We start from the raw sequence: 25,579 nt of genomic DNA on the forward strand, positions 1-25,579 counted from the left end.
TCAAAGATCAAAGAAATAAATGCGTTTTTTAGAAATTGAGTGTTTAACGGCAGCATCTTGCATGTAGGTTAGAGGCACATCAGCGCCTAGTGCTCCCTTAAATACACCTTTTTGATGGATAGCGATGCTATAAGTAACGACAAGATGGTGGGAAAACATATCCATATAAGGATGGCTCATCACAAGGTTCGTATTGACTTTAGTATCTTTATACCAATTGCGTGTGCGTGGATCGTAATTGTGCGGCACTGTGCCTATGGGCTTAATCGTGCTCCCATCTTCAAGCCCTAGATAAAGTGTTGTTTTTTTCATGCCATATTGCACATGGTTGAGCAGATCGCTCATAACCCTAATGTCATGCAAGTCCATGTTCTCTAGCTGTGTAGCTGTTTTGAGTAGAGCGTCTTTAATTGCATCATCCCAACCCTTCAAAGGGTAGGAGAGCATGTCCACGGTTTCTTGTAAATTCTGCTGGATAGATACTTTCATTCTAAAGTATAGCCTATAGCTAAGGATACCTGCAATGGTAAAAAAACTCACCAATAACAACACCGCAAAGGTGAGAGAAATCTTGGTTTTGAAGCTCATATCGCAACTCTCTTTAACGATCGTATAACAACAGCCCTAAATTGGCACACCACCCGTGGTTAAATCAAAACAAGGTGTTAAACTTTCTTGCTTGATAGTTCTGTAAATCCACTCAAAAGTTAACGCTAGTTAACGCTCCATTGCAACGGTGTATTGTAACATAAAATACATCTTAACAGCTGTAGGTTGTTTGCGGGTTATTTTCCGGGCGTTTCCTATAAACCCCCATTGTTCCACAATCATCAGATGCCACAAAGCCATATAAACCATTCCCCACACCCACGCAGACATTCCTAGAGGACTTAAGGTCTTTTCTTGCAAAAAAATACACAAAGGCAAAACCCACCACTTGTCTTAAAATGACTGAAGTTATTGCTATCAATCAAGGCGATGAAAATGTGCGCTTCAAGGGGAGTTAGCTAAAGATGTGCTAGAGATCATCGCCGTATTCTCAGCTAGACTTTTATGGTGCACGCTCTAAGAAAAACAAACAGCTCGTGATAAATGCTGGGCAGGTCAGCTTGTCAGCCAGGCACAAACTCAGTCCCTAGGTCAAGTTGTGGGCAGCTTGTTTGCCACTTTCAATGACACCATCTTTAACGCACAACAAAATGGTCTAAAAGCAACTCTTAAATCCATGATTGATACCCCCACAGCAGATGTGGTGATTCCAAAAGGCGGTGTAGTGCCAGCCGTATTAGGGGTAGCCCCCAAAACCCTATCGCTACCGGTGCGCAAAATTTCTTAACAAAGCTCACTAATTTTATGAACAGTGTCCAACAATCAGCCAGTCTGTCTGATCTAGCTAGCTAAGCAAACAATGCGATTTTGTAAGCCCAAGCATTGCGCCAAGCCCTTGTAAGAGTATTGGCTGGGGTAATGCCACTGGCGACCAAGTAAACGCCATGAAAACACAAATCCCATAATTCAACAGAACCATAGCTACTCTCAGAGCCTTTGTGCAACAGGCGAACACTTATGTGAAGAAGCACCCTGCACAGGCACAGGCAGCAGTAGCCCTCTCAAATACGATGGCTAAGATTAACAACCAACAAAGCACTAGCCAAAATGGCAACATGTATGGTGTGGACATGCAAATTGGTTACAAACAATTCTTTGGCAAAAGCAAGCGTTGGGGTCTGCGCTACTACGCCACCTTCAGCTACCAGCATGGCACTTTCAATCTTAACGATGCAAGTGCGGTAGATAACTTCACCTATGGTGCGGGTATGGACGCGCTTTATAACTTCTATGAAAGCAAAGATGGCACACACACCAGCGGTATTTTTGCTAGGTGATGCTCACAGGCTCTTCACGGCTAGCTAAGGGTGCGAGCCTATACCATTCTGCGATGGAAGATATAAACACCCTACATGGCAGTGCTGCCATGCACACCTCTTATTTCTAAATCCCCTTGAACATTGGCTTTAGAACCAATGTGAGCAAGCACAATGGGTTTGAAATCGGGCTTAGAATTCCTTTGGCTGTGAATTACTATTACAAGGGCACCTATGATGGTGTAACAGAGAGTGTTGCTTATAAACGCAATGTTTCTGTCTATTTCAACTATGTCTTTAACTTCTAAGATAAAAAGTTAAGGACACACTTAGAAAGACAACAGCTAGCGAGTGAAAGCCTCGAGGCTTTGTCTTTTGGCAATTTAAAACCGGTAAATGAGAATCAAGGTCTGTTACGTGGCTCTGGGTGCTTCTTGCAATCCATTGTTGTCTGCTCCCACTCATATTACCACAATCTACAGATTTTCTTTTTTTCTTGTGTAGCACACTTGCCTCTAAAACCTCTGAGATTAAATTAGAGTAATTTACAGCACAAACAATGCTAGAACTAGAATTATGAAAAGATACTTTAGGCTTCATTGTTAAGATAGCCAAGGTGAACCCTATCAAAGCCACAGAGATGACTACAGAATGCGTAAACATTACAGATGACCATATAAGTTGGTTGGCTGAATTTAATGATTTTTAAAAAGTGAACTTGTGAAATCACGGCAAAAAGAAACACAGGAAAGTGGGGAAGCACAAGTAAATTTGTTTTTACACCACAACACCCTCCATCTTACAATCAGGGGAGTTAAAGGGCTGGAGAGCTAGAAAGATTCTTTGCACAAACAAACTAAGCAAAAAAAAACCATAACCCCACTAATTTTTACTTCTTGCTTACGCTTTTATTTTTTGTTTCTAAGCGTGTTGCTCTAACTAAATTATGATAATTATGAGTTATCTAGCCACTGCTATCTAGAATAAAACCTAAAAAGATTCCCGTGGTGTATTTGTTACCCTTCATAGGAGTTATAGAGAGCATCTATCCCTACCCTATAAACAAGGTCGTTAATGTTGGTCATGCCTATTGTTATAAAAATTTTTCTTTGGTAACTAAAAACTGCCATAGGAGAAACCTTTTGGGCTCATGCTAAGTGCCACAAAAGCCAAAAACCCACAGAATCTCAAAAACGCCCCGCAGGCCGTCCTAGAAAGCAAGAACCCCTTGAACCGACAATATTACTCAACCCCAAGATGAAACCAAAAAGCTCAAAAACGAGCCAAAAACAAGAAAAAGAATAGGGGCAAAACGATAAACCCAACAATTAAACCCAACGATCCAGAGAATACATAGCATTTTTATCCCCCAGAAGGCTCGTAGAATATAAAGATGGTCAAAGATACAAAACACAGTTCTAAGGTTAGAAGCAACCGTGAGGGATTGTGGGAGCACAGAAGCGAAACAGCAGGTTCTAACTTTGCGAACCTTAATCGGTAAGCTCTATCAAGCTCTTACATTCTTGCTATACTCTTGTAGGACAGTCCCCGTGGAACGAAAAGATCGCCCGCAAGAAACCATCAATAAAAAAATGGAAACACTCCAACCTCTCCCCCAAGCGAAAGGAGAGGAATGCAAACCTTGGAAACTAAGAGCGAGACCTTTCTCGTGAATCTTCACGCATTTCTCGTCTGTCTTCCCTTTCTCTCATATCCTGCCTATCTTCTTCTCTTCTTTCTTGCCTATCTTCCCTATCACACCTATTTCGTGAATCCATGAGAACTCCTTGTATGTATTTTTAAAGGCAAGCTATTTTAGCAATATTTAGTTAACATTAAATCCTCGCTTTCATCTGTTCATTCTCTTTTTTTCTTTAGTCATAGATTGTAGAGGCTGGTTACTGTGTGCAAAGACCAAAGCTATACATTGTGCGACTGCTAAGAAATACACTTTCGTCCATTCTAAAAATTCAAAAACACAACCAAGGAGTTAAAATGTTATTGCGTGTGAAAAATGGCATCGGTGTGCTATTGGTCTTTTTATTGATGTCTTTGGTGCCTCTGCAGGCTTATCAAGACTCTAGGCAACAGCCAACGCAAGTAGCGATATGCTTATGCAAAAAGGGTGTGTATTGATGCAAGATGACGTAGATGCCCAAACACTCAACCAAGCCCATCAAGCCTACCAAAGTGGAGACAGTTTAGGAGAAGCGTTTTTGGGGATGGCATATTTGTGTGGCGTGGGGATGCAACAAGACCCAAATTGGCAAAAAATACTTTGAATCTGTGGTTAGACAAAACAAGAAACGGTCAAAAAGATACTACTCTAGGCCTTTGACTGTCGCCCTTTTAGTTTAGCTCTAATGTATGAAGAGTGTCTAGGAGTGGAAAAAAGTGTGGGGAAGGCAGAAAAGTACTATAAGCAACTGATCATGAACAATGGTGGCGAGGGGAATTTAGGATCTATTGGACTCATCTTATCCTATTTTGTCATACCATTATTCTTGTACTTGGTTAGATTTGTTAGATTAAAAAATTTAAAGGTTGCGGATTTAGCCAAGGTTCCCCTACTCAAGGCGTATGTAGCGCAAACGCTCTATAACTTGGGTATGATTTACAAAAAGGAAGGCAACGCTAAAGCTGAAAAATTCTTAGAAAAGGCGTTTGACTTTGGCTATGAAAAGGCTAAAGAACAAATTAAATAGGCTACCCATGTTTAAACCCCTCTTTATCTTGCTCTTAGGCACAAGCACTCTAATAGCCACACCCCCCATCCCACCACAAAAACTATTTGCCACAGAATTAGCAGGCGAGGGAGCACAAGCAGTGGATCGCACCAACCAAAAAGTGCAAAAATTGCTCTATGAAGCCATGCTCTCTTTCATTGCAGATAAAGCAAAGGCAAAAGCCTTTTACCAACAAGCGGGCGATTTAGGTAGTGCATTAGCGACCACACAACTTGCTAATTTTTATAACCAAGCAAGTGCCACAACAACGGGCGGGGTCATTAAAAACGATCCTGATAAATACCTAGCGTGCTATGAAAAAGCCCTAAAACTCTACCAAGCCCAAAGGGGGTCTAAAACAGGGGCGGCTTCTCTTAGAATCCGTGCTGCCATTGCCGAGTTTTACGCTCTGACCAATCCCATGCACTCTCAAGGTTATATCTCAAAGCTATAAAGATATGGGAGGGCTTGTTAGCGGATTTAAGCGGTGGGGAACATATCAATTTAGACAAACTCCACCCTATTGATGCCAAAAATAAAATCAATCAAGCGACAAGTCGGGGGATTGTCATCACTGCTCTTAGATTTCTAGGGCAGGCTTACCAAGAGGGTTTTGGGGTACAACAAGACTTGCAAAAAGCCCGAGCGTTTTTACAAAAAGGGGCAGACTTTGGGGATTTAATGGCTTTAGCGGCTTTAAAAAATATAGACAAAACCCACAAGATTAATAATTGCTCAAAACCACAAGAAAAGGACAAACATGGTCTTTAGTTTTTCACGCTCCAAACAATGGGGTTTAGGGCTATTAGTGGGCACACTTCTTAATTGAAACACAAAAAGAGCAGGCGGGCAACAAACAAGCCGCTAAAGTGTTTTTACAAAAGGCGGTGCAGTTTCAAACCCCAGGAGCTAAGGAAGCATTGCAAGAAATGAGAGAGTAGAAAAGCCTAAAATACAATCTTTGCAAGGAGTTAAACATGTCTTTGGTGTTTAAAAAGTGTGTTTTTCGGTTGCTTCGATATCTACAATGGCTTCGGGGGATTTGTTATGGCAATGGTAAGACTGAAGGGTATGTTAAAATAGCAAGGTCTTACTAGGGAAACATTGTAAATAGCACCCAATCCGCACATAAATACTCCCCATCACATCACCAAGCATCATTCCGCCAATAGACACAACGCCAAGACGATGACAATGGGGGGGGAACTACCGAGATTTTATCGGCTTAAAGCCAGCTAAGGGTGAGGCAAGTGTTTTTGTTGCAGAAACTAGGGGAATTGCAAGTGGCTGTAATGAGTGGGTGATTAACCCCTCTAGCCAAACTTTAGAGAACACCCTTAAAAACGCCCACCGCATTTACCATCAAAATTTAGCTAATTTTGATCTCAAATCCTTTAAAGCAAAGCTCCCCCCTAAGACCAAGCCCGCCGATGCCTATAAATTTTTAGACACGCAGATCGACACGGGGGGTTCAGTGAGTTGGACAAGAGATTTAAAAAGGAAATTTTGCAAAAAGGACAAGTTAGCAGAGATTGATTTAAAGTTTATCCGCACCATATTAAATTTGCTTTACGGATCAACTCTTCAAAGACATAGCCCATCCCTAAATTGCTCAAACCCTGATGAACTACCTTGCCTTGATTATTTAAAACGGGAGAAATGGAGAAATTCACTTTAGTGCTACAAAATTCTTGCACAAGCTCAAACAAAATACCGGCTTTGTCTAAGGTATCTAACTGGACTTCAAATTTAAATTTCTCTAAAATGTCCTTAACATTGGGGCTAAAGCCTTCTAGGTAATTTTTGAAATTCGCTTTAAGCTCTGCGGGGTGGGCTGTGAGCTCTTTAAGGGTAAAATGAGATGTGTTGTAAAAGTCAAAACCACTTGCCTTGCATAAATATTTATGTCTTTTTGGAAAGCCTTGCTCCTCGTCTTCCCTCTGTTTTTGCAACACCTTTACTTTTGTGGGTTCTAGCACGGCATCTAGACGCCTGATCACGGTCATGGGCAAGATCACATCGCGGTACTTGCCCTTTGTGTAATGATCCCTTAGCAAATCTGCGATATTCCAAATAAAATTGACAATGGGTTGAAATTGTGTGCCATCCATAACTCTCTCTCCTTTGATGAAAAGGCAGAAAAGACTAATCCTTGATTCTTGTTCTTGAACATTTAACATTCTAGCACAAGTGCTGCCAATGGATTAGTTCTTGGTATCGTGTTTTAAATATTTTTTGTCATTTAGGCATTTTGCGTGTGGCTAAGTATTATTCATAGTTTGTAATTTAAATTGAAAAATAAATAAGAGTACACTAAACACAATGATCAGAAAAAAGAAAGCAACACAGACCCTAAAACCCCGTATAACACCCCCACCGCCCTTTGGACTAAAAGATTTTGAGAATAAATCATTAGAGCAAAGAAAGCTTGCACCTTGGCAACACCTAGAACACATCTTGCAGGGCGTGCCACCTGCTAGCGTGCTGTCTTGGGATTTGGATCGGATGTATTTGTATACTCTATGTAAGTCTTAGGGAGTATTGGACAGCCCTCTTATGTCTTTTTACACACAAAGCCCTCCTATCTTTTGGAGAATGTCCCCCATTTTAGGTCTCTAGCAGATCGCCCTACTTTAAAATACGAGGATTTATGGATGCGCTTAGGGCACTTGTTAAATGAACACACTCTTGTTTTTGACACACAATGGTGTAAGAATGTATGTTTTAAATTTGCTTGGGACAACATCACCACTTCTTTACAAGAACGCAGAGAAAAACGAGAGGAGTTGAAGGTGTGTAGAGCACAATTAAAAAAATACAATGCGCAATTAAAGCCATATAAACACGAAAGACTTAAACGGCGCATTGCTTCTAGCTTTGCCATGGCAAAAAGAGGAATAAAGAGAAAGGACAGATAAACACCCTAGCAGGCTTGTCATCTAACCCATTTTGTGCGGCATTCTTAGCTAGTCGTTGGTGTTTTAGCCAAACCAAACCCCCTCTTCTCTCTCTTAATCCGCTCCAGCTCTTGCATGCTCGAATTAGAGTAGCTCAAAGCCCTTTGTCCCCCAAACTCCTTAAGACCGATCAAAGTTCCAAAATACTTTTTCATAAAGGGATTTGCCTTTTCACAAAAACGCCAAAGGTATTCTAATTCAGTGTTGGCATTTGTGAGCTTTGTAAGGAATAACCACTCTTCAAGGGCATCAATAAGTTTAGTCGTGTCTGTTTCAACTTCTTTGAGTTTAGCCTGTAAGTCTTGGTGTTCTTGCTCAATCCGTGTGAGTCTTAAATACTCTTTACTGGAGATAAACATCCCTTGCTCGGGCACTTCTGTCTTTGGGTCTAAGATTTCATAAATCAAACTCTGAAAACGCATTAGGTTTTCTTTACTCAAAGCCGCAGAATACCTTGCCAATTGCTTGCCGCTCTTTAAATCCAAAGTGAAAAACCACACTTCGTAAGCAACAGGTGTGATTTTGGTGTATTCCAGGAGGGCAAATCTCGTAGAGCGGGCAATTTTACCTATAAGACGGGTGATTTGGCTATGGGTCGTGTGTTCATAGACATTAAAGACAAGCTTTAATAGTGTGTTGTCCTTTAAAGGGGCAAATCCACTTCTTCTTCTGCCCTGTCTGCGGTCTTTGCATTCTTTGGCTTTTTGATAAAGCCTTTCAAAACGCTTTAAACTTTTTTATGAAACAAACCCAGTGGGTATCTTCTAGGAGGCGGAGGCGTGAAAAGATCGAAGCGGTGATCTACTGGAACCTCAGGCACTTCTAAATAGTTTTTATTGCGCCCTCTACACACGATGACAGACAAAGCAGGTTTTTGTTGTGGGCTATTGTTATGGTTTGGAGATTCTGACAAAATCAACCTTTTTAAGAAATTCAAAAAATGTTTATACATAAAAGCTTAATAAAAATCAAATCTCGTGCTAAGTCTGTGAAATTAAATATTTGTTTATACTCTTTTAAGCTAAAGTGTTTTAGCATGGTTGTGTTTTTCGATAACCTTAATAAAAACTGAAAGGGAAGCGATGCAAGAAGTGGCAAAAGTAGGTTACTTTGAGTTGAGAGAGTTTCTCATTAGAAAGGATGTGCGTTACGATTTAGCAAAACGCATCAGCAAGCGCATTTTTAAAAATGGGGGCAAGTTGCCTAAAAATTATGCCCTTGATTTTGTCAAAGAGCATGAAGCCTATGCCAAGACTTTGTTAAAAAAACAGGGCAGAAAGTTGGGAGATGAGGCTTGGGACTTTCCTAAATTAGGGGAAGAAAGAGAAGTCCAAAAGCTTGATTTTTCCCAAATTGCCCAAGATTGTGGGGAGTATTGGTTTTTCCCCCAAATCTGCCAAGAACGCCAAAGCATAGAACCCAAACAACTTTTTGCAAACTCTGCTCAAATTGAAAAATTTATATGCGGGTGCTTTTCCTTTTCTAAGCAAATTTGCGATCATGTCGCCCAGCATTATCTAAAGAGCAATTATGGAGGCTTGTTTGGCGATTTTAAAATCTCCTTTGAAACTTTTAAGCAAGATTTATTAGAGACTTTTAAGGGCAATGATTTTGAGTTGCACAAGGCTTTTTGTAAATTACAACCCTATTGTGTGGATGGGGATTTGGTGTTTGCGATTACACCCAATGCGAGCACTCCAAAATTTTCATTGCCACGAGAATCCATGAATCACTTCTTAAAGTTTTTAGAGAAACAAGAGAAGAAGGATGGAGCTGTTCTTAAACGCTTGATCGACATTTTATGCAAAAAACCCCTAGATTCTACACCATCACATTCATCTAAAAGACTCATGCGCTTGTGGCTAGAAAGAGATTGTGGGTTTTTAAAGTTCGCGCATATGCCAAGACTAGACAGAGCGTTAAAAGATGCCCATATCTGCTTTGCAAGCGTATCTCATCCTACACAAAGTACACACCACTATTACTTCCCTGTTGCTTTTAGATTGTGGGCTTTTGCACGCTTAAAAGAAATTTTGAACAAATATAACTTTAGAGGCACGTTAGAAGCCTTGTTAAAACAGCTCACATCAATGCAGCGAACGATATTGTATCGCTTACAAGACAAATCCACTCCCTTGATGATTTGGCGTTGTGTGTGCTTTTACTCAGTCATTTACAACTCCCCTTGCGGATTTTAGGAAAAGATGATGGATGGTGTGTTGATAAGGCTTCTAACTTTTTCCCCCTTGCTATCTCTTTAAACCAAAAGTCCACACCCATACACGAGATACGCACTTTGCTTACGTTGGACAACCTTGGAATCAATAAGGGCAGCCCCTCTACACAAAGAAAGCAGCCATCCTCAATGTCTGAAACGACCCAAGAAGAACCAATAACTCAAGAAGAATTTGATGAGTGGGAATACCAACAATATGAGGCTCTTGTAGAGGAAGAAGAAAAATTGTTATCTAGGATGCTAGAAGATGGCATATATCCTTTAGATGAGCCACAAATTTCTTACACTCCAGAGATACTCTACAAATACTTGAACTGTGTGAGCGGTCAAGAAGAGGCTAAGAAGGCACTTTGTGTCACGATTAGCGACCATTATGCCCGCTTTATGGGGCAACCTTGCATGCCTAAAACCAACATGCTTTTAATCGGGCCCTCAGGCAGTGGTAAGACCTTCATGACGACCACACTGCTAAAAAGTTAGACATCCCCTACTACATCGCTGATGCTTCTAACTTAACACCTACGGGGTGGAAGGGTGAGGAATTGATGAGTATCTTTGTTGGGCTGTATGTGAGTGCAGGCAAAAACATAGAAAGAGCCCAAAAAGGGGTGATCTTCTTAGATGAAGTGGATAAACTGGGCATGGAAGTGACTAACGAGCAGTTTAAATCTTTGGTGCAAACTGAACTACTAAAGCCCATGGAAGGGCACACAGTCACCTTCACCCACGATAAACAAGACATCACGCTTAAAACCGATGAAATTTTATTCATCTTTGCGGGGCATTTTAAGGACCTTTATACGAGCTTAAATACAACAACACAGCCTAAAAACTCCATTGGCTTTACAAACACTAAGCCTACACCGCCTAGTACAACTTCAGAGAGGTGAGCAGTCAGGATTTACAACGCTGTGGGTTGTTTAGAGAGTTTATCGGGCGCATTGGCAATGTTGTGGTGTTAGAGCCTGTCGATCATAAGATGTTATCTAATGCCATTGACAACGAGTCCAAACCCTTCAAAGACAACTTTAGAGAGCATGGCAGTGTATTAGAAATTGATGAGGGAGCTAAAGAGGTGCTTATTGAGAAAGCCATGCAAGAGGGGACGGGCATGCGTGCCATTAAAACCCTTCTAGCCAAAATCATCCATCCTTTGAGATTTGACATGGAAAGGTGGCGTGGCTACAAGTGCATCATCACGGCAGAAACCATCACAAACAAAAAAGAGCCCATGAAGATTCCATTAAACACATCTAAGAAAAATGGTTAATGCTTGGGTGTTTTAAAAATGGCAAAATACAAATTTTATCACAAAGGAGAAGAGATGTTGTCTAAATCTAAGTTTATCCAAGGCATGCAATGCCCTAAAATGCTGTGGCTTGCAGAACACAAACCAGAGATTTTAGAGAAAGCCAATGACGCGCATGGAGAACTGGACGATAAGATGCAAGAGGGCAAAGAGGTGGGGCAATTAGCACAGAAGTTATTCCCTAGTGGAGTGGAAGTGGCTTATAACGCAGATACAGCACAAATGGTGGCACGCACACAAGAATTATTAAAGCAAGGTGTTAAAACCATTTATGAGGCCACCTTTGAATATCAGGGGATTTTTATCAAGGTAGATATTTTGCAAGTAGAGAGCGATGGTGTGGTGCTAAATGAGGTGAAAAGCTCTACGAGCGCCTTTAAAGACACCAAAGCGAAACCTCCCAAAGAGGCGTATCTATGGGATTTGGCCGTGCAATACTATGTCTTGCAAGGTTTAGGTTACAACATTAAGGTGGTTTACTTAATCTGCCTAAACAACACCTACACGAGACAAGGGGCGTTGGATTTAGAAAAGTTGTTTTTAAAAAACGACTTTTTAGAGTTTGTCAAGGATTTTCAGGCCCAAATGCCTGAGCATTTAGAAGGTATGCGTCAAACCCTAGAAAACCCACAAGAGCCAGATACCGACATTGGGGCGCATTGCAATAAACCCCATGAGTGCTCGGCTAAACATTATTGTTGGGAGAAACAGCGGGGGATTGTAGGGCATGAGCATATTTTTGCCATTGCAAACCTCAAATTTAGTTCTAAGGTCATGAAGTGGTATAAAGACAAGAAAATCTTTTTTAAAGATTTAAAAGAGAAGGACATCCAAGATCTCACAGACAATCAAAGAGTGCAGGTAGAATGCGCTTTAAATGGCAAGGCACACACCGATCAAAAGGAGATTAACAAGTTTTTGAAAACCATAAGATACCCCGTCTATCATTTGGATTTTGAAACTTATAAACCCGCCATCCCTCCATTTGATGGCACCAAACCACATGGGCAAATCCCTTTTCAATACTCTATCCACATTGATTATGGTGATGGCAAGTTAGAACATAGGGAGTTTTTAGCCGAGTGTGGCACAGATGGGCGTTTAGAATTGGCCCAAAGATTGGTGGCAGACATCCCTAGCGGTGCGTGTGTGCTGGCTTACCATGCACAATTTGAAAAGGGAAGATTAGAAGAGTTGGCGCAATTATTCCAAACAGCGCATCCAGACTTAAGTAAAGCCTTGCTTGCCATCAGTGCAAACATCATTGACTTAGAAATCCCTTTTAGCAAGAAACACTACTACACTCCAAGTATGCATGGCAGTTCTAGCATTAAAGAGGTCTTACCTGCTTTAGTGCCAGACTTTGAAAGGGCTTATAAGGATTTGGAATTGGTGCATAAGGGCACAGAAGCGATGGCCATCTACGCCAAAATGCCTAGCATGCCAAAAGCCGAACAAGACAAATACAAAAAAGCCCTTTTGGAGTATTGCAAGCTAGACACCTTGGCGATGGTGAAAGTGTTAGAGGTGTTAAGGGGGGTGTAGGGGGTCCCTTGCCTTTAGTAGAAGGCAAACCATTTACACGCCACTAGCCATGTTTCAAGTAAATTATATTTTGGTCGCTGTCGGCAATCATGTTAAATAAAGGTGGAGTTTTGTCAAGGAGCCAAAACATGAAGTGGATAGATGGCATGTTGGATTTAATGGGTGCTATGGAAGCAGACGAGACAAAGTGGAATTTTGAAGCCAAACTTGCCAAGAACTTTAGTAGAGACGATGTGTTGCTAGGGGCGATTAGAGCCATGACAGAGGAGGATTCTTTTTTTGATGAGGGCAGCTGTGATCGCTTTAGAGTCCTAGGCATCCATAAACATTTTGAGGATTGCGCTGATCTGCAATCCGACTTAATCAAGGCTAGAATCGACACGCGTGGGGATAAGGTCTATTTAACCTTGGTCTTTCTTTTAACTTTGAGCCAATATGAGTGCGTCTTTGATTGGGAGACAAAAACCTTTATGGATGGCTATAGCTGGGACGATTCTTGTGTGGATGACATCATAGCCGTACCATTCGAGCAATATTTTGTAGATGTGCGTTTGCATTTAGACCTAGAGAGATACACGATCGATCATTTTTGGGAGCAATTTAGAATCTTGTGCGATTACCTTAAGAATATGTTTTTAGTGCGTAAGCCCTTAAGCGATCCCAAGTTTATCATGTCCGAAGTGAGTGTGCGGTGCGCGCATCGAACCTGTGAAAAAGCCAAAAACCACGGAGACTATGTCAATATCTCAGACCTATTAAGAAAAAAATACCATAAAGAGCAGAAACCCAGGACCATCGCTAAACCCTTACCCGCGTTTTCGCGCTATATAAACAGCGTAGAGGTGTATTTGGACGCTGTGGCAGGCAAGGGTTATGGTTTTATAGTGCTTGAAGATGGCATACAAACCGATCGTGGGGTCTTTAAAGACAGCATAGCGCATGTTTCACGCTTACAGGTTTTGGCTCTAAAACAAGCAGTGCAAAATGTGAATACAAAAATAGGCGATGGTGTCGGCATTAAATCTTTCGTTGTGAACAGCAACCATAGCCAAATGTTGCGGCAAAAACTTTATGGAGGAGATATGGAGTTGTGTTCTTTGAGAAGTTCTTGGGATGAAAACGAAAAATTTCAACACACTTTTGATTTATGCTTTTGTGAAATGAAAAAAAGCCCAAAACTCGGAGAATTGAGGGAATTTCTAATGAAAGAGCTGGGCTAGATTATACGCGGTGTTTTGTGCACAAAACAAAGATTTTTAGGCAGCCTAGATAAAAATCTTTAGCGCAACTATAGAGGACACCAACCACAGCTTGCGCTTGTGCGAGAGTTGGCAAAATTTCAGTTATTGGTACATAAGAGGGGCTTTAACCACCTAAGCACTACAGGGCTTCTCTTGGCGCACTATACAAACAAAGGGAGATTTTAAGAGGCTTTCGTTAAGCCAGTAACATAAAACTTGATTCCAAAATACTTGTATCTTTCTTCAACCATAGCAATAGCATGACGCAACAGTTTAGCGCCACCAATAAAATGATTATCACTTCCAAGTTGTCCTAGTGTCATGTATGGTAATCTCTCTAAATGAGACTATTATTATCACTTTAACACTTATTTCTTTTTATCAAGTTATATTTTTAAACAATAAATATTGTATTAAACACAATAATTAATATTTTAAATAATATCTAATCTATTATAAATTATCACTCTATCGCCCGCTTTAGCGCAAAGCTTTGCATAATGGCGCACCCTAGTGCACATGTAGGTGTGTCGCCTTGTGTTGCTTTGCAAGATCACAACACTGACACAAAAAAATCCCTAAAGAAACTTTAGAAAAAGTCTAAGCAATTTTTTGCCCCTTGTTTGCCATGTGCTTGCACGCTCTCTAACACTTGCCGTGCATGTGTTTGCATCGCTACGAACACATGGGTAATTCTTTAAGCACAGCGGGCTGACTTAGTATTTTACAAACTATGCACGACCCTTAAAGGGACGCTACGCTTAGTGCCTAGTTTGCCCTTGCAGGGGGCTAAAAACACCTTCTCTTGCGTCCACTCTGTGCCTTCGTGGGCGCGCTTTTTGTGGGAAAAAACTTCATTAGTTTTTTACAACCCCTTTATACTTTATGGCCTTTTTCAAAAAAATATGCTAGAACACGCGGTAGCAAGAGGTATATATAAAGCCTCCGTTTTACATGGAGAGGGTTTTATGAATACTGAAACGCAAGGGCAAGACCAAGAACAGCAACCACGACCACCTAAAAAACGCAACCGCAAGCCACAGAGTAAGGGCGCAGCATATTACGAAGGTTTGAGCCCCCGCAAATTGGGTGTGTGCGTTAATTCTCTCATGGATAGATACAACAAGGCGCACAACGATTACATACAAGCACAGATCAAATTAGAGGAAGCGCACGCACAAGTGCAGTTCTTTGCCAATGAAACGCAATTAGCTAAGAACGCCTTCAACAAAAAAATGCGCAATGGCGGGCAAGCAAAGCTTGTTGTTAGCCCTGCTCAAGCTCCAAATGTAAATTTAGCAAACACTTCTTGGCAATCCACACAAGAACCTAAACAACCCATAGAGAACGCCGAAGTGGCAAACGCTGATTTAAAGCCCACCTCTCAAGATGAATATGACATGCCCTTTTAGGTTAGTGTAAATGGCAAAAGCAAGTATCCATATTGAGAAACGCAAGAACCCCAACCAAGAACGCTATAACGATAGAAGTATCCCCCCTAACTATCTTTTACCCGAGCACTTGAGAAAACCCATAGAGGTTTGGAATTATGCAGATCAAGCTTTAGAGCTCAAGCAAGCCATTGTCCTAAAAGCGCAAAAGGATTACAGCAACACCCACAATGGGCGTGCGTTTATTGCCACAGACTTTAATTATACGGGAATAGTGAATTTGGAGGCGCACCACACCCTAGAGGAAGTTAAGGCTTATGTTGCTGAATTTCATAGGCGGTATGGCTGGCAATGCTACCAAGCTGTGATCCACAGAGATGAGGGCGACCCCGACCCCATAGAGGGAGGCGTTACCTACAATTACCACGCCCACCTAGAGTGGATCACTTTAGATGAAAACAATGGCGAGAGCCTAAAGCGCAAGTTTTACAAAAACCGCGGAGCTCTTAGAGATTTGCAAACATGGACAGCGGAATTTTTTAAAATGGAGCGGGGGGAGCTTGTAGAGATCAGCGGACACAAACATGTAGATGGACGGCAATATGCCACCATCGCCAACGCCCAAAAGAAGCGTTACCGCGCCAAATTAGAAAAGGAAAAACAAAAAGCCAAAAAGGAAGCTCAAGAGGAAGCCCAAAAGCAATACGAAAAACACCTTAGCCCCGATCAAGTGAAAGCACAACGCCTAGAGGATTTTAAAAGCCTTTGCTCTTTAGCGGGCATGGATAGCAAGGACATACCCACAAAAGCCGATGAAGCCAAAGCTAGCCTTGAGGCGGGCATTAGGCAACTTACGACAAATCTAAGCACACTTTGTGCGCTTGCAAGCGGAGGCAAGCCAAATACACCTAAAGTTGTTATGGAAAATTTCACTAACCTAGAAACCGCTATAAACACCGCTTACAGCGCATTGATTGAGGTAAAAGGCCTAAACAATGAGCTTACAACCCTAGATAAGAAGAGCCATAGAAACCAAAGCGCAAGAGGTGTTAAAAACCATTGAAAGCCAAAAGACCACGCTAGATACACAAAACACAGCCCTTGAAGAGCGCAACAAACAAGTTAGCGATCAAGCGGAGGAAATCGAAAGGCTTAATCGCGCGCTTGCCGGCGCGCTTGCTAACAAATCCCAAGAAAGTGTGCAAATCAAAGCCGATGCACCTACAATGATTATCCAAGCCTCCACGCCCGCTGACAACAACATGGAAGTTTCAAAAAACATTGATAACAAGGGCGAGGCCTCTATAAATGCAAAGCACTCCGCTGTTTTTAGCATGCCCCTAGAAACCGCCCAAAATGGCGCAAAATCCGCCCAAGAACTCGTAGAAATTGCTCCAAAAGACACAAGCTCTGCCCAAGAACCCGTAGAAACCCCATTAAAGGCACAGAAACGCCCCTAGAACGAGAGGGACAACAAGGTAAGGCCTTCCCACTTCTATTACACTCACAGCCATAGCCTAGCTCTTTAGCTAGCAAATATATGGGCGGTAATGTGCGGTCGTTATGTTGTAGCTGTATGTTGTTTGTAGGTTTAAAATTGATTGAGGCAATGTTTCCCATTGTTGCACTCCTCATGTGTTTGCCAAAGATTTTAGCGCATTATGAGCGCAAAATCATTTTTGTTTTTGTCTTTAGCTCCCTGCAAGGGCAAACTAGGCGGTGAGCTTGCGGACGAAAACCCCGATATGAGGGGTCGCTTAATTCGAATTAAGCGGTCTGTTTTACAGAACGCTTGCAAGCTCGTTCCGCTGTCCCCATCACTCCCTTGTATAATTTGCTTGAAATTTGCCTTTATGAGATTGTCTATTAAATTTCTTGCTAGCCTTAGCAAATCTGTATTAGAGATTTTGGGATCGCCTGTTAATTGTTTTACTTCTTTTGGCGTGAAAACCACAAAAGTGTCTTGCTTATCCTTTAGACGGTTAAAAAGGCTAAATAGCAAATTATTCTCGAGTTCACTTAAATGCCCTAAATTGACTTTACAGATGTTGTTGTGCATGACAATTTGGTTTTTATTAACAATGCTTAAGTTCTTTGCAAGTGCAGATGGGATGTCTTTGGAAGCCAAAAGCCCTCGTCTGTGAATAACTTGTGGATCTTGCACTATAAGGGCTGAGTCTTTTTGTAACTCTTACTGTGGGGGTTCTTTAGGAGGGTCTTGTGGGGCACAATTTTTGTAGTGTTGTTTTTAGTGGTGGCAACAGTTTGTGATTTGTCCCTTGGATCTATCTCGGTTCGTGTGGTTAGAACACTTTGCATATTATCTATACAATCTCTAATACCTATTTCTAGCCCCTCTTGTAACATGGGACTTGTGGTGCTGTCTAACTTCTCTTGTAGTTCGTTCATTAAAGCATTAAAGTGCTTTAGGCGTTTTATAGCTTCTTGTGAAGTGTTGATCCCCTCTGTATCATTGCTTTCCCACTCGTTAGACAAAAATGATCTGCACTAATTCTTTGAGGATTTTTACCTTTACCGGGAGTACTTTTTAAGTAAATCAGGGTTGTTGGTGTATTGGAGTTCTAAAGTGCTAAACCCACCTAAGTCGTTCTTTAGGGTTTTAAGCCGTTGAACCAAGGTGTCGCTATCCATTTTTATATCTTGTCTAATTTACCGCAATTTCGTTGCCGAAAGCGACTCTTATTGATTTTTTTACTTAAGTTTTAATGCCAAATCTATTCGGTCTTAATATATAATTTTAAAAAGTTATGCTAAAGACGGAATTTATAGCTTTAATATGCGGAATTTATGGCTAAACCCCCTCGCCGTACATTAATATGCCTTAAAAAGGGTCTAAAAAAGCTATCTTTTTAAAAGCCGCGTGCGGGCGCGCACTTGCCCGTGTTACATATTTCCTCTTTCTTCTGTGAAAAAAATTTTTTGAGTTTTGTTGAAAAGTTGGTTGAGTGAGTTTAAGGTAAGCCAAGCTTGCGCTTGGCATCTATAAGTCTTGGGGGCAAGCCCTAAACCCCCAAGAGAGGGTTTTGAAATGAGGATTAAATATTTAGTCTTTAAAGTGTCTATGGTTGTGGGGGTAATCATGTTTCTTGGGGAGAGGGTGAAAAACTGGTCAATTAGGACAATTATATCTTTGGATAACAAAATAGAGAGAAGCCATAAAACAAAGATAGCGTTTAAAGCGCTTTTAAAGGGTCGTAGAGTGAAAGGTTAGGGGGCGGGAGTTCAAACTATGGTTTATGGGTTAAAAGTGGTTGTGAGGCAACAACAAAATAACAAAAAATAGAAAAAAACACTGGACTTCAGCAAAAGTTCACCAAGCTAACAAACCAATCAAACTCCCCCACACCTTAAAGGAATCAACATAAAACTAAACCTTGATCTAAGTTCTGCAGTCTACTTTTTAAGCAGCGCTTCCACGCCCGAATACGCTTGCACAAAATCAGGCAGGCGTGTACCTTGAATGCTGATGGCATTTAAGGTAGCATTGATTTCTTGCATTTCGCTAGGGCTTAACTTTAACGCACTAGAAGCGGTGTTGGCTAGCATGTGGTCTTTGTTTGTTGTGCCGGGGATGGGCACGATATAGGGCTGAGCTAACAACCACACTAGGGCAATTTAAAGCGGGTGTGGCGTTTTTCTTTAACGCCCACTCTTGTAACAAATGGACTAATTTTAAGTGGGGACTCACTCTACAAACTCACCTATTCGGTGTTGAACGTCTATGTCTTCTAACAGGCTTGCCATTTCTTGTATAAGGACGCACTGTAACTATTTTTCTACCTCCCCTTGTCTGTGCCATTGCATCACCACCTTTCTATGACAGACTTCCTCAGATCGGTTTAAACAAGATTCATTAAATCCCCCACAGCCCCCGCGACATCCTCAATGGGGACTTGTGGATCGACTCTATGCTGGTAGAGCAAGTCAATGTAATCGGTGCGCAGTCGTTTAAGCATATTATGCACGACTATTTTAATGTGCTTGGGGTCGCTGTTTAAGCCGGGGAGCCGTTTGCCCGTTTTTTGATCGATATTCCAATCAAACTTAGTCGCCACCACCACCTGCTTTCTAAAGGGCGCGATCGCCTCGCCTAAAATCCTCTCAGACTCAAAAGGTCCGTAAGCCTCTGCTGTGTCAAAAAAAGTTACCCCCTCCTCAAAAGCTCGGCGGATCACGGTGATCATTTCGGGGCGATAGGGTGTAGTGGTGTCGTATTTGCGTCCCATGTTCTGCACCCCAAGCCCCACACAAGAAACCTCTAATTTGCCTAAAAAACGCTTTTTGGGCGGATTTTTAGGCACTATCTTTCTCTGCCCTCTAGCCTCTAGTGCCCCCAAAGGGAGCAAAGACCCCCAATGAGTCACTAGCTAGCTGCGCCGCTTGGGTTAAGCTCTTATTTACCCGTTTTTCGGCTAATTTTTGGGGGTATCTCTTCCCGAGATAAAATCCACGATAAAGCAATTTGGGCGGGGGTGGCGTTTTTGGCTTTGGCCATGTCTTGCACCAACTCCACTAGGGTGTAGTTTTGGGCTAGGTTTTCTGGGCTAAACTTGGGCACGATATTTCTAAAGTCCTCTTTAAAAAAGTGGTGTTTTTGGCAAATTTGCCCCCTAAAAAGCCCTTGCCTAGAGGTGAAAAGGCAACATAGGTAATGTTATGTGCCTCACAAAGCCTCGCTCATCCCCCACGCTTTGATTTTGCCCTCTTTAATGAGCTCTTGCATTGTGTGGGCAACTTCTTCTATGGGTGTGTTGGTATCCATGCGGTGCTGATAATACAAATCCAAACATTCTATGCCTAGGCGTTTTAAACTCCCCTCTAGGGCTTGGCGTATGTTGGTAGGGCTGGAGTCGGTTTTTAAAGCCCACCCCCTTCTTCATCCTTATAAATCCTGAATTTGCTTGCAATGACAACCTTGTCCCTAAAGAGTTTAATGGCTTCGCCTAAGAGCTCCTCGTTGTAAGCCCCATAACCTTAAGCTGTGTCAAAAAAGTTAATGCCAAACTCAAAGGCTTTATGTATGAGTTTAGTCATTTCTTTTTTGTCATGCACTTCACCATAGCCAAAACTCATGCCCATACAGCCCAAAGCCAAAAGGCTGACTTGAAAGTGTCCTAACACCATGTGTCATAAATTCTCTTTAATTTTGAAGGTGTTTAGGATTATAAAACCTGACACCTAGTGTTTGTCAAGGGGGCACAATGCAGTTGTGCCCTTAAACAATGCAGTTGTGCCCTTAACAAAGATTTTACCCCTATTTGTTTTGTCAAGGGGTCTTTTTAGGTTTGCCCGTGTAGGCAGGGCTTAGGGGGTTAAAGTCCTTTTGCTCTTTGATCATTTGCGTATAGAGTGCGATTTTATGGGCGATTTTAGCTTCTGCTTGGTGCAAGGTGTCTAGCTGAAGGCGTAAATCTTTAAGCTGTTGCCCTAAAATCGCCTTGCGTTGTGGGGCACTTTTCATGCCTTGTTGAGATAAGTGGATATAGTCTTTATCGTGGCTAGGGGCATGCCACACGCACGCAAGCACTGCACCCACTCTACCCACGCGACATCGCTTTGAGAGAAGTAACGCACGCCATTAGAATCGCTTTGCACAAATGGGAATAGCCCTTTATCGCACTAAAAACGGATTTTATGCGAAGGGATGCCCGTTTGCGGGCTTTGGAGCAAGGGCATTTTGGCGATTGCAAGCATATCACAAAGTCTATCTTTGAGTTGCGTGTCCATGTGGGACCAGGCTATCGCCTCTATTGTTCCAAGCAAGGCGACACTTTAGTGATTTTGCTCTGTGGAGGCGACAAAAGCACGCAAAAAAGAGATGTTGAAAAAGCCCAAGAGATTTTAAAGGAGTTTCCATGGAAGTAACTTTTAGCCCCTTTAGCGTGGTGGAATTTTTGAATAGCGATGAAAAGCGTTTATCTTATCTCAATGCAGTTTTAGAGGATGGGGACTTAGTGGAATTGCAAGATGCGTTAGAGGTGATTGCCAAATCTAAGGGGGTGGAGCTCCCCAAGGGAGATAGCCTCTTGGAGCTAGTGAAGTATTTGGGCTTTAACCTGCAAGCGCAAGCCAAGCATTGATTAAGGTTCATGGGTCATAGGGGTGACAATTGGTGTTGTATGGCTTAGGGGTAAAGTGTTGATTGTAGAGGCTATATGACCTAAAGAAAAGGTATAAAGAGAAGGGGGCAAGCTAGACAAGTTGGGAAGATAGCCATAGAACGCTCAAAAACGCTCTACAATCGATTTTGAGGGCTTAGTAATGTTTTTGTACTGCCTTGGCGTTCTACGAGCCTTCTAGGGGACCAAAAACGCTATGTGTTCTCTGGGTCAGTCTTTGGGGCTGTTGGTTCATTGTCTTTTTTGCCCTTTTTCTTGGTCTTAGTTTTCGTGGCTTTGGGTTTCGTGGATGATTTTGTGGGCTTTGTGGGTTCTGTGAGCTCTAGTAGCTTGTTGTGGGGCTTGGGTTATTCTTTCTTGGGACGACCTACGGGTCGTTTAGGTGCATTGCTAGGTTTTTTAGCTTTTGTGGCAGTCAGCATGGTCTCAAAAGCCTTCTCGATCCCATCCCCAAAGCTCTCTCGTATTGCTCTAGCAAGTTTGCTTTTTTTCATGGCGGCATGGTGGCTTTAATCTTTTGGAGCTCATCGTAGTGTTTGCCTATGTCGGCAATGGTGTTAAGTTCAAACATTGTTTTTGTTCTTTTTTGGGGTTTTATGTGAGATATTTTTAAAAATTAAGTTGCAAATCTACGCAAGGTTTACAAAATATGGTTATAACGGCTGTATTTTTTACAAAGGATGGATCGACATGCAGTCTTTCAAATTAGGGATTTCTACTCTGATTTTCGCAGGTTTGTGCACCACTCTATCAGCATCGACAAAAGAAGTTTCGTATCAAAATACAAATGATACAGACCTCATTAAGTTGGCTGGCAAAATTTCTCCCAAAGAAGAACCCGATTATGCTATGGAGCTTCACAAACGGGCTGAGAAAATGAATCCCAAACAACGCAAAGAGTTTTATCGAGAGGTTATTGCTACGGCAGATAAAAATATTGCTAATGCGGTTATGGAAAATATCAGCAAACGCATGGATGAGCTATCTGCGTGGCAGTCCAAGCTAGAATTGCCAAGATGACCCGTGCATTAATGTAGTCAAAGAATTAAAACTGGAGGGTTATGTCTAAGCTAGATGGGGTGGAAGTTTATTTTTAATTTCTCTCTTACCTCCGTAGGGACAAACTAACCAAAACAAAGCTTGCGGGATGTCCTACGCTAGTGGGGCCACAGCACTATGCGCTATGGCCCCCCAAAGAGTTTCGTTCGCAAGCTCGCTTGGTTGTATGCTACTCAAACGCCGTGGGGCTTTCTAGTGGATTAAGGGATTTTTTCTCAAGCACATAACCTTGCCCGCTCCACTTGTAGTATTTTCGCCCTAGTAGCTCCCAAAGGCTTAGGTCAAGTTCATCGGGGGTTGCCTAACCTTTTACTTGCCAATACACGCAAAATGACTAGCTTTTATCCACGCTTATTAAGCTATTTGTAAGCTATTTGTAAGTTAGTCCAGCGCAGGATATTTTCCAAAATGCTTCCTAATCCGCCCCATTTGTTTTATTTAGCCCCATAAGAAATGCTACAATAACACCAGCGGACTAATCGCAATCATCTTTTGGAGGTTTTTATGAAAAAACATGTGGTGTTTTTTGAGGCTGTGGGCGGGACGGACAAAGGCAGGGACGGGCATAGACGCGACACCGTGCCCATGATGGACTACCTTGGAAAACTGGGCTGGCACGCTGAGGTGGTGCAGCTCACCGATGCCCTTTTAAAAGACGCTGAAAAGACCAAAGAGGTTTATGCGTATGTGCAAAAGGTTGCCGATGCCTATGTTTCACGGGTCAATCCGGGTAACCTTAAAGAGGAAAAACTCTACTTTGACTTGCTGCGCAAACTCTGCGACAATGGCGTGATTGGCATGCCCCACCCCGATGCGATGATTGGCTACGGGGCTAAGGACGCACTCACTAAGTTAGCCGACACTGAGTTAGTGCCCGATGACACCTACGCCTACTACGACCCCGCTGAAGCTAAACGCATTGGCGTGGCTTGGGGCGATCAGCATGATTTGAAAAAGACTTTCCCCAAGACTTTAGCCAAAGGCGAAAGGGTCTTAAAGCAAAATCGTGGCTCTACGGGTGAGGGCATTTGGCATGTGCAAGTTGAAGAGCCCCTGCCTGAGGGAGCTAGCGAAGTGCCCCTCAATGCCAAAATCAAATGCATTGAAGCAGTAGATAACCATGTGGAGCACAGACAGTTGGGCGAATTTATGGATTTTTGTGAAAAATACCTAGTCGGGGACAATGGCATGTTGGTGGATATGACTTTCTTGCCCCGCATTAAGGAGGGTGAGATTCGCATTTTAATGCTCTACAAACACCCCATTTATGTCGTGCATAAAAAACCCGCCGAGGGCGCAGATGCGTTTAGTGCGACCTTGTTTAGCGGGGCGAAATACCGCTACGACAAACCCGAGCAATGGGATGACTTGGTGCATTACTTCTTAAGGCAGCTGCCCCATATCCAAACCAAGTTGGGCAATTACGACCTGCCCCTCATTTGGACAGCAGATTTTATTTTAGACACCGATGAGCACGGCAAAGACAAATACATTTTAGGCGAAATCAACTGCTCTTGTGTGGGCTTTACAACCCCCGTAGAGTTCTTAGACAAAACCGCCCGCAAAGTCGCCAACACGATCATTGACATTGTAGAGGACAAATTAAGCTAGCAAGGATTACCCATGTTGCCCTTAATTTTTGGCTTACCGGCTGCGCTCAATCTAGCCGAGTCTTTTATTGACAATGTTTTAAGGGACAGGGTTACCCCTAAGCTGGGCAGCATTTTATACTGCCGCCTCGTGGGCCCCACCACCCACACGGGGATTTATGTCGGCGATCAGCAGATCGTGGAGCTCTTAGGCTCGGGCGAGGTGAAACTCTCTAGCCCTAAAGAGTTTATCAGCGGGACACAAGCAGTGAGTATTTATGTGGCGTGTAAGGGGAGCGAGGCGGTGGGCTTTGCCAAAGCCGCCGAGCGTGCCCGTGCCCTTGTGGGCAAAACCCTAGACTACCCCACAATGGGCATCCCCACAGAAAAGCACGAACGCAACTGCCATTGTTTCGTCTATGAATGCTTGACTGGCGAACATGACAGCCAAAAATGGACCTTACTGGACATTGAAAACAAATTTCGGGGGGAATATTTTGACAACTGGCGGGTATGGGACTTGAAAAGTGAGGAGTTGTTTTAAAACTGCGAGATTTATCAAAAGAGTTACAAGGCATCCACAACTGAGCAAAAAAAAAGATAACCCCCATTCACCTATCCATGCTACAATCCCTTTCTATTCATAACAAAAGGATCACAGATGCAACAGGCACATAGCAACCTAAGCCAACAGCTAAAAGCCACAAAACGCGCCCACAGATTATTTTTATCGGTGTTGGAGGATATGGGGGGGGGGGGGTGATTTAACTCCCCTTAAAGAAGAGTTAGAGGATTTAAACACAAAATTCACTCATCTTTTAGACGCACTCGCCACTTTCAGCAAAGCTTTAGAAACTGCCTACAACCAAAGCACAGAGGACGACACAGAGTTGGAAAATGCCTTAGCACAATTTAAAAAATGCAAGGTGAAAACAGCCACCCACTTAAACGCTCTCATAAACGCCACAGAGAGCCCCCAAGCTTTAGAAAACGCCAAGAACTTAGCCAAATCCTTAGAGGATTTAGCAAATTTGTTAAGTGCCCTGCAAGAAAGCCACGCCCCCCTTCTACAAGGCACAAACACAAATACTAGCCAAAACACCAACCACACACAAGCCATACAAACAACCCAAAGCACACAATCTAGCAATGCCCCTGAAGTTAAACCCCTATGGCAATATGGAGCAAATACCTTACAAGCCTTTAAAGACTATATGAAGGCTAAAGACTTGGGGAGTGCCAGCGCTTGGCTAGAGCTGGGTAAAATGGCGTATGAGGGGATTGTGTTATACCCCGATAACAATGTCGCCATGCGTTGTTTTGAAAAGGCGATTGAGTTAGGCTCAGTTGGGGCAATGGTGGAGCTAGGCAAAATATACATGGAGAATGGGGACACACAAATTACAGAGTATGGCAGTGGGGAGGTGATTAGTGGGGAGGAAGTGATAAGTGCGTTAAACCCCTAAAAGACGACCTAGAGAGCGAGGATTATTTAACAATTTTCAAACATTGCCAAGTCTT

At 42.5% G+C, this 25,579-nt stretch carries 30 protein-coding genes and 2 pseudogenes; 22 read left to right on the top strand and 10 right to left on the bottom strand.

The annotated features are described in order from the left end of the window. Complete coding sequence (locus K6J74_RS05370) at positions 1–588, bottom strand: PDC sensor domain-containing protein (RefSeq protein ID WP_221271258.1); 588 nt, start codon at positions 586–588, stop codon at positions 1–3. Positions 589–1,547: 959 nt separating this feature from the next. Between K6J74_RS05370 and K6J74_RS08615 the strand changes: the two genes are divergently transcribed. From K6J74_RS08615 to K6J74_RS05395, 6 genes are all read left to right on the top strand, one after another. Next, complete coding sequence (locus K6J74_RS08615; RefSeq protein ID WP_260321538.1) at positions 1,548–1,886, top strand: outer membrane protein; 339 nt, start codon at positions 1,548–1,550, stop codon at positions 1,884–1,886. A 140-nt stretch (positions 1,887–2,026) separates the two neighbouring features. Continuing rightward, positions 2,027–2,173: an outer membrane protein gene (locus tag K6J74_RS08620; protein ID WP_260321539.1), complete on the top strand. Its 147-nt coding sequence runs from the start codon at positions 2,027–2,029 to the stop codon at positions 2,171–2,173. 1,824 nt (positions 2,174–3,997) lie between these two features. After that, positions 3,998–4,147 carry a hypothetical protein gene (locus K6J74_RS05380; protein ID WP_221271259.1) on the top strand — a complete coding sequence of 50 codons (150 nt, stop codon included), beginning with the start codon at positions 3,998–4,000 and terminating at the stop codon, positions 4,145–4,147. A 102-nt stretch (positions 4,148–4,249) separates the two neighbouring features. After that, complete coding sequence (locus K6J74_RS05385) at positions 4,250–4,570, top strand: hypothetical protein (RefSeq protein WP_221271260.1); 321 nt, start codon at positions 4,250–4,252, stop codon at positions 4,568–4,570. Positions 4,571–4,577: 7 nt separating this feature from the next. Continuing rightward, the gene (locus K6J74_RS05390; protein WP_221271261.1) at positions 4,578–5,045 is read left to right on the top strand and encodes a hypothetical protein; all 468 of its coding nucleotides are present in this window, start codon (positions 4,578–4,580) and stop codon (positions 5,043–5,045) included. A gap of 14 nt (positions 5,046–5,059) precedes the next feature. Beyond that, positions 5,060–5,362: an SEL1-like repeat protein gene (locus K6J74_RS05395; RefSeq protein WP_221271262.1), complete on the top strand. Its 303-nt coding sequence runs from the start codon at positions 5,060–5,062 to the stop codon at positions 5,360–5,362. A gap of 773 nt (positions 5,363–6,135) precedes the next feature. Here the strand turns inward: K6J74_RS05395 and K6J74_RS05400 are convergent. Next, on the bottom strand, positions 6,136–6,702 hold the full coding sequence (locus K6J74_RS05400) for a type I restriction-modification system subunit M N-terminal domain-containing protein (protein WP_260321540.1): 567 nt from the start codon (positions 6,700–6,702) through the stop codon (positions 6,136–6,138). Between the two features lie 851 nt (positions 6,703–7,553). After that, the gene (locus K6J74_RS05405; protein ID WP_221271264.1) at positions 7,554–7,970 is read right to left on the bottom strand and encodes a hypothetical protein; all 417 of its coding nucleotides are present in this window, start codon (positions 7,968–7,970) and stop codon (positions 7,554–7,556) included. A gap of 660 nt (positions 7,971–8,630) precedes the next feature. On the opposite strand from K6J74_RS05405, the gene K6J74_RS05410 reads away from it, so the two are divergent. The 9 genes from K6J74_RS05410 to K6J74_RS05450 all read left to right on the top strand — a co-directional run bounded on the left by K6J74_RS05410 (position 8,631) and on the right by K6J74_RS05450 (position 16,730). Next, positions 8,631–9,746: a hypothetical protein gene (locus tag K6J74_RS05410; RefSeq protein WP_221271265.1), complete on the top strand. Its 1,116-nt coding sequence runs from the start codon at positions 8,631–8,633 to the stop codon at positions 9,744–9,746. 167 nt (positions 9,747–9,913) lie between these two features. After that, the gene (locus K6J74_RS05415) at positions 9,914–10,264 is read left to right on the top strand and encodes a P-loop NTPase family protein (protein ID WP_221271266.1); all 351 of its coding nucleotides are present in this window, start codon (positions 9,914–9,916) and stop codon (positions 10,262–10,264) included. 14 nt (positions 10,265–10,278) lie between these two features. After that, positions 10,279–10,674, top strand: a complete 396-nt coding sequence (locus K6J74_RS05420) for an AAA family ATPase (protein ID WP_260321720.1) — start codon at positions 10,279–10,281, stop codon at positions 10,672–10,674. Continuing rightward, a complete protein-coding gene (locus K6J74_RS05425) occupies positions 10,671–11,054 on the top strand; it encodes a hypothetical protein (protein ID WP_221271267.1) in 384 nt (127 codons plus the stop codon). The genes K6J74_RS05420 and K6J74_RS05425 overlap by 4 nt, the downstream gene beginning before the upstream one ends. A 54-nt stretch (positions 11,055–11,108) precedes the next feature. After that, the gene (locus K6J74_RS05430; RefSeq protein ID WP_221271268.1) at positions 11,109–12,638 is read left to right on the top strand and encodes a DUF2779 domain-containing protein; all 1,530 of its coding nucleotides are present in this window, start codon (positions 11,109–11,111) and stop codon (positions 12,636–12,638) included. A 128-nt stretch (positions 12,639–12,766) separates the two neighbouring features. Beyond that, entirely contained in the window at positions 12,767–13,858 is a 1,092-nt protein-coding gene (locus tag K6J74_RS05435) for a hypothetical protein (RefSeq protein WP_221271269.1), read from the top strand. A 989-nt stretch (positions 13,859–14,847) separates the two neighbouring features. Beyond that, positions 14,848–15,291, top strand: a complete 444-nt coding sequence (locus K6J74_RS05440) for a hypothetical protein (protein WP_221271270.1) — start codon at positions 14,848–14,850, stop codon at positions 15,289–15,291. A 10-nt stretch (positions 15,292–15,301) separates the two neighbouring features. Continuing rightward, positions 15,302–16,333: a plasmid recombination protein gene (locus K6J74_RS05445; RefSeq protein ID WP_221271271.1), complete on the top strand. Its 1,032-nt coding sequence runs from the start codon at positions 15,302–15,304 to the stop codon at positions 16,331–16,333. Further along, positions 16,317–16,730: a hypothetical protein gene (locus K6J74_RS05450; RefSeq protein ID WP_221271272.1), complete on the top strand. Its 414-nt coding sequence runs from the start codon at positions 16,317–16,319 to the stop codon at positions 16,728–16,730. The genes K6J74_RS05445 and K6J74_RS05450 overlap by 17 nt, the downstream gene beginning before the upstream one ends. A gap of 191 nt (positions 16,731–16,921) precedes the next feature. Here K6J74_RS05450 and K6J74_RS05455 read toward each other — a convergent pair whose 3' ends face one another. The 7 genes and pseudogenes from K6J74_RS05455 to K6J74_RS08910 form a co-directional block, all read right to left on the bottom strand. Continuing rightward, positions 16,922–17,434, bottom strand: a complete 513-nt coding sequence (locus K6J74_RS05455; protein WP_221271273.1) for a RepB family plasmid replication initiator protein — start codon at positions 17,432–17,434, stop codon at positions 16,922–16,924. Next, positions 17,434–17,766, bottom strand: coding sequence for a hypothetical protein (locus tag K6J74_RS05460; RefSeq protein ID WP_221271274.1), 333 nt, complete (start codon positions 17,764–17,766; stop codon positions 17,434–17,436). Before K6J74_RS05460 ends, K6J74_RS05455 begins: the two co-directional genes overlap by 1 nt. Positions 17,767–18,684: 918 nt before the next feature. After that, complete coding sequence (locus tag K6J74_RS05465; protein ID WP_221271275.1) at positions 18,685–18,897, bottom strand: hypothetical protein; 213 nt, start codon at positions 18,895–18,897, stop codon at positions 18,685–18,687. Between the two features lie 233 nt (positions 18,898–19,130). Beyond that, positions 19,131–19,592, bottom strand: coding sequence for an aldo/keto reductase (locus tag K6J74_RS05470; RefSeq protein WP_221271276.1), 462 nt, complete (start codon positions 19,590–19,592; stop codon positions 19,131–19,133). Between the two features lie 125 nt (positions 19,593–19,717). Then, a pseudogene (locus K6J74_RS05475) lies at positions 19,718–20,364 on the bottom strand (aldo/keto reductase); the annotation flags it as partial. A gap of 193 nt (positions 20,365–20,557) precedes the next feature. Further along, positions 20,558–20,836, bottom strand: a complete 279-nt coding sequence (locus K6J74_RS05480; protein WP_260321742.1) for a MerR family transcriptional regulator — start codon at positions 20,834–20,836, stop codon at positions 20,558–20,560. Further along, positions 20,830–20,886 (bottom strand): annotated as a pseudogene (locus K6J74_RS08910) (MerR family transcriptional regulator); the annotation flags it as partial. The gene K6J74_RS05480 and the pseudogene K6J74_RS08910, both read right to left, overlap by 7 nt. Positions 20,887–20,925: 39 nt before the next feature. Between K6J74_RS08910 and K6J74_RS05485 the strand changes: the two are divergent. The 7 genes from K6J74_RS05485 to K6J74_RS08625 all read left to right on the top strand — a co-directional run bounded on the left by K6J74_RS05485 (position 20,926) and on the right by K6J74_RS08625 (position 25,524). After that, positions 20,926–21,156, top strand: coding sequence for a type II toxin-antitoxin system RelE/ParE family toxin (locus K6J74_RS05485; protein WP_221271277.1), 231 nt, complete (start codon positions 20,926–20,928; stop codon positions 21,154–21,156). Further along, complete coding sequence (locus K6J74_RS05490; protein ID WP_221271278.1) at positions 21,147–21,371, top strand: helix-turn-helix domain-containing transcriptional regulator; 225 nt, start codon at positions 21,147–21,149, stop codon at positions 21,369–21,371. The genes K6J74_RS05485 and K6J74_RS05490 overlap by 10 nt, the downstream gene beginning before the upstream one ends. A 237-nt stretch (positions 21,372–21,608) precedes the next feature. Continuing rightward, positions 21,609–21,923 carry a hypothetical protein gene (locus tag K6J74_RS05495; protein WP_221271279.1) on the top strand — a complete coding sequence of 105 codons (315 nt, stop codon included), beginning with the start codon at positions 21,609–21,611 and terminating at the stop codon, positions 21,921–21,923. A gap of 177 nt (positions 21,924–22,100) precedes the next feature. Next, positions 22,101–22,430 carry a DUF1104 domain-containing protein gene (locus K6J74_RS05500; RefSeq protein WP_221271280.1) on the top strand — a complete coding sequence of 110 codons (330 nt, stop codon included), beginning with the start codon at positions 22,101–22,103 and terminating at the stop codon, positions 22,428–22,430. A gap of 543 nt (positions 22,431–22,973) precedes the next feature. Next, complete coding sequence (locus tag K6J74_RS05505) at positions 22,974–24,080, top strand: Cj0069 family protein (RefSeq protein WP_221271281.1); 1,107 nt, start codon at positions 22,974–22,976, stop codon at positions 24,078–24,080. A gap of 12 nt (positions 24,081–24,092) precedes the next feature. After that, positions 24,093–24,602, top strand: coding sequence for a C40 family peptidase (locus tag K6J74_RS05510; RefSeq protein ID WP_221271282.1), 510 nt, complete (start codon positions 24,093–24,095; stop codon positions 24,600–24,602). A gap of 346 nt (positions 24,603–24,948) precedes the next feature. Next, complete coding sequence (locus K6J74_RS08625) at positions 24,949–25,524, top strand: SEL1-like repeat protein (protein ID WP_260321541.1); 576 nt, start codon at positions 24,949–24,951, stop codon at positions 25,522–25,524. Positions 25,525–25,579 lie beyond the last annotated feature (55 nt).

It is taken from the genome of Helicobacter sp. NHP19-012 (assembly GCF_019703325.1).
Taxonomy (GTDB): Bacteria; Campylobacterota; Campylobacteria; order Campylobacterales; family Helicobacteraceae; genus Helicobacter; species Helicobacter gastrofelis.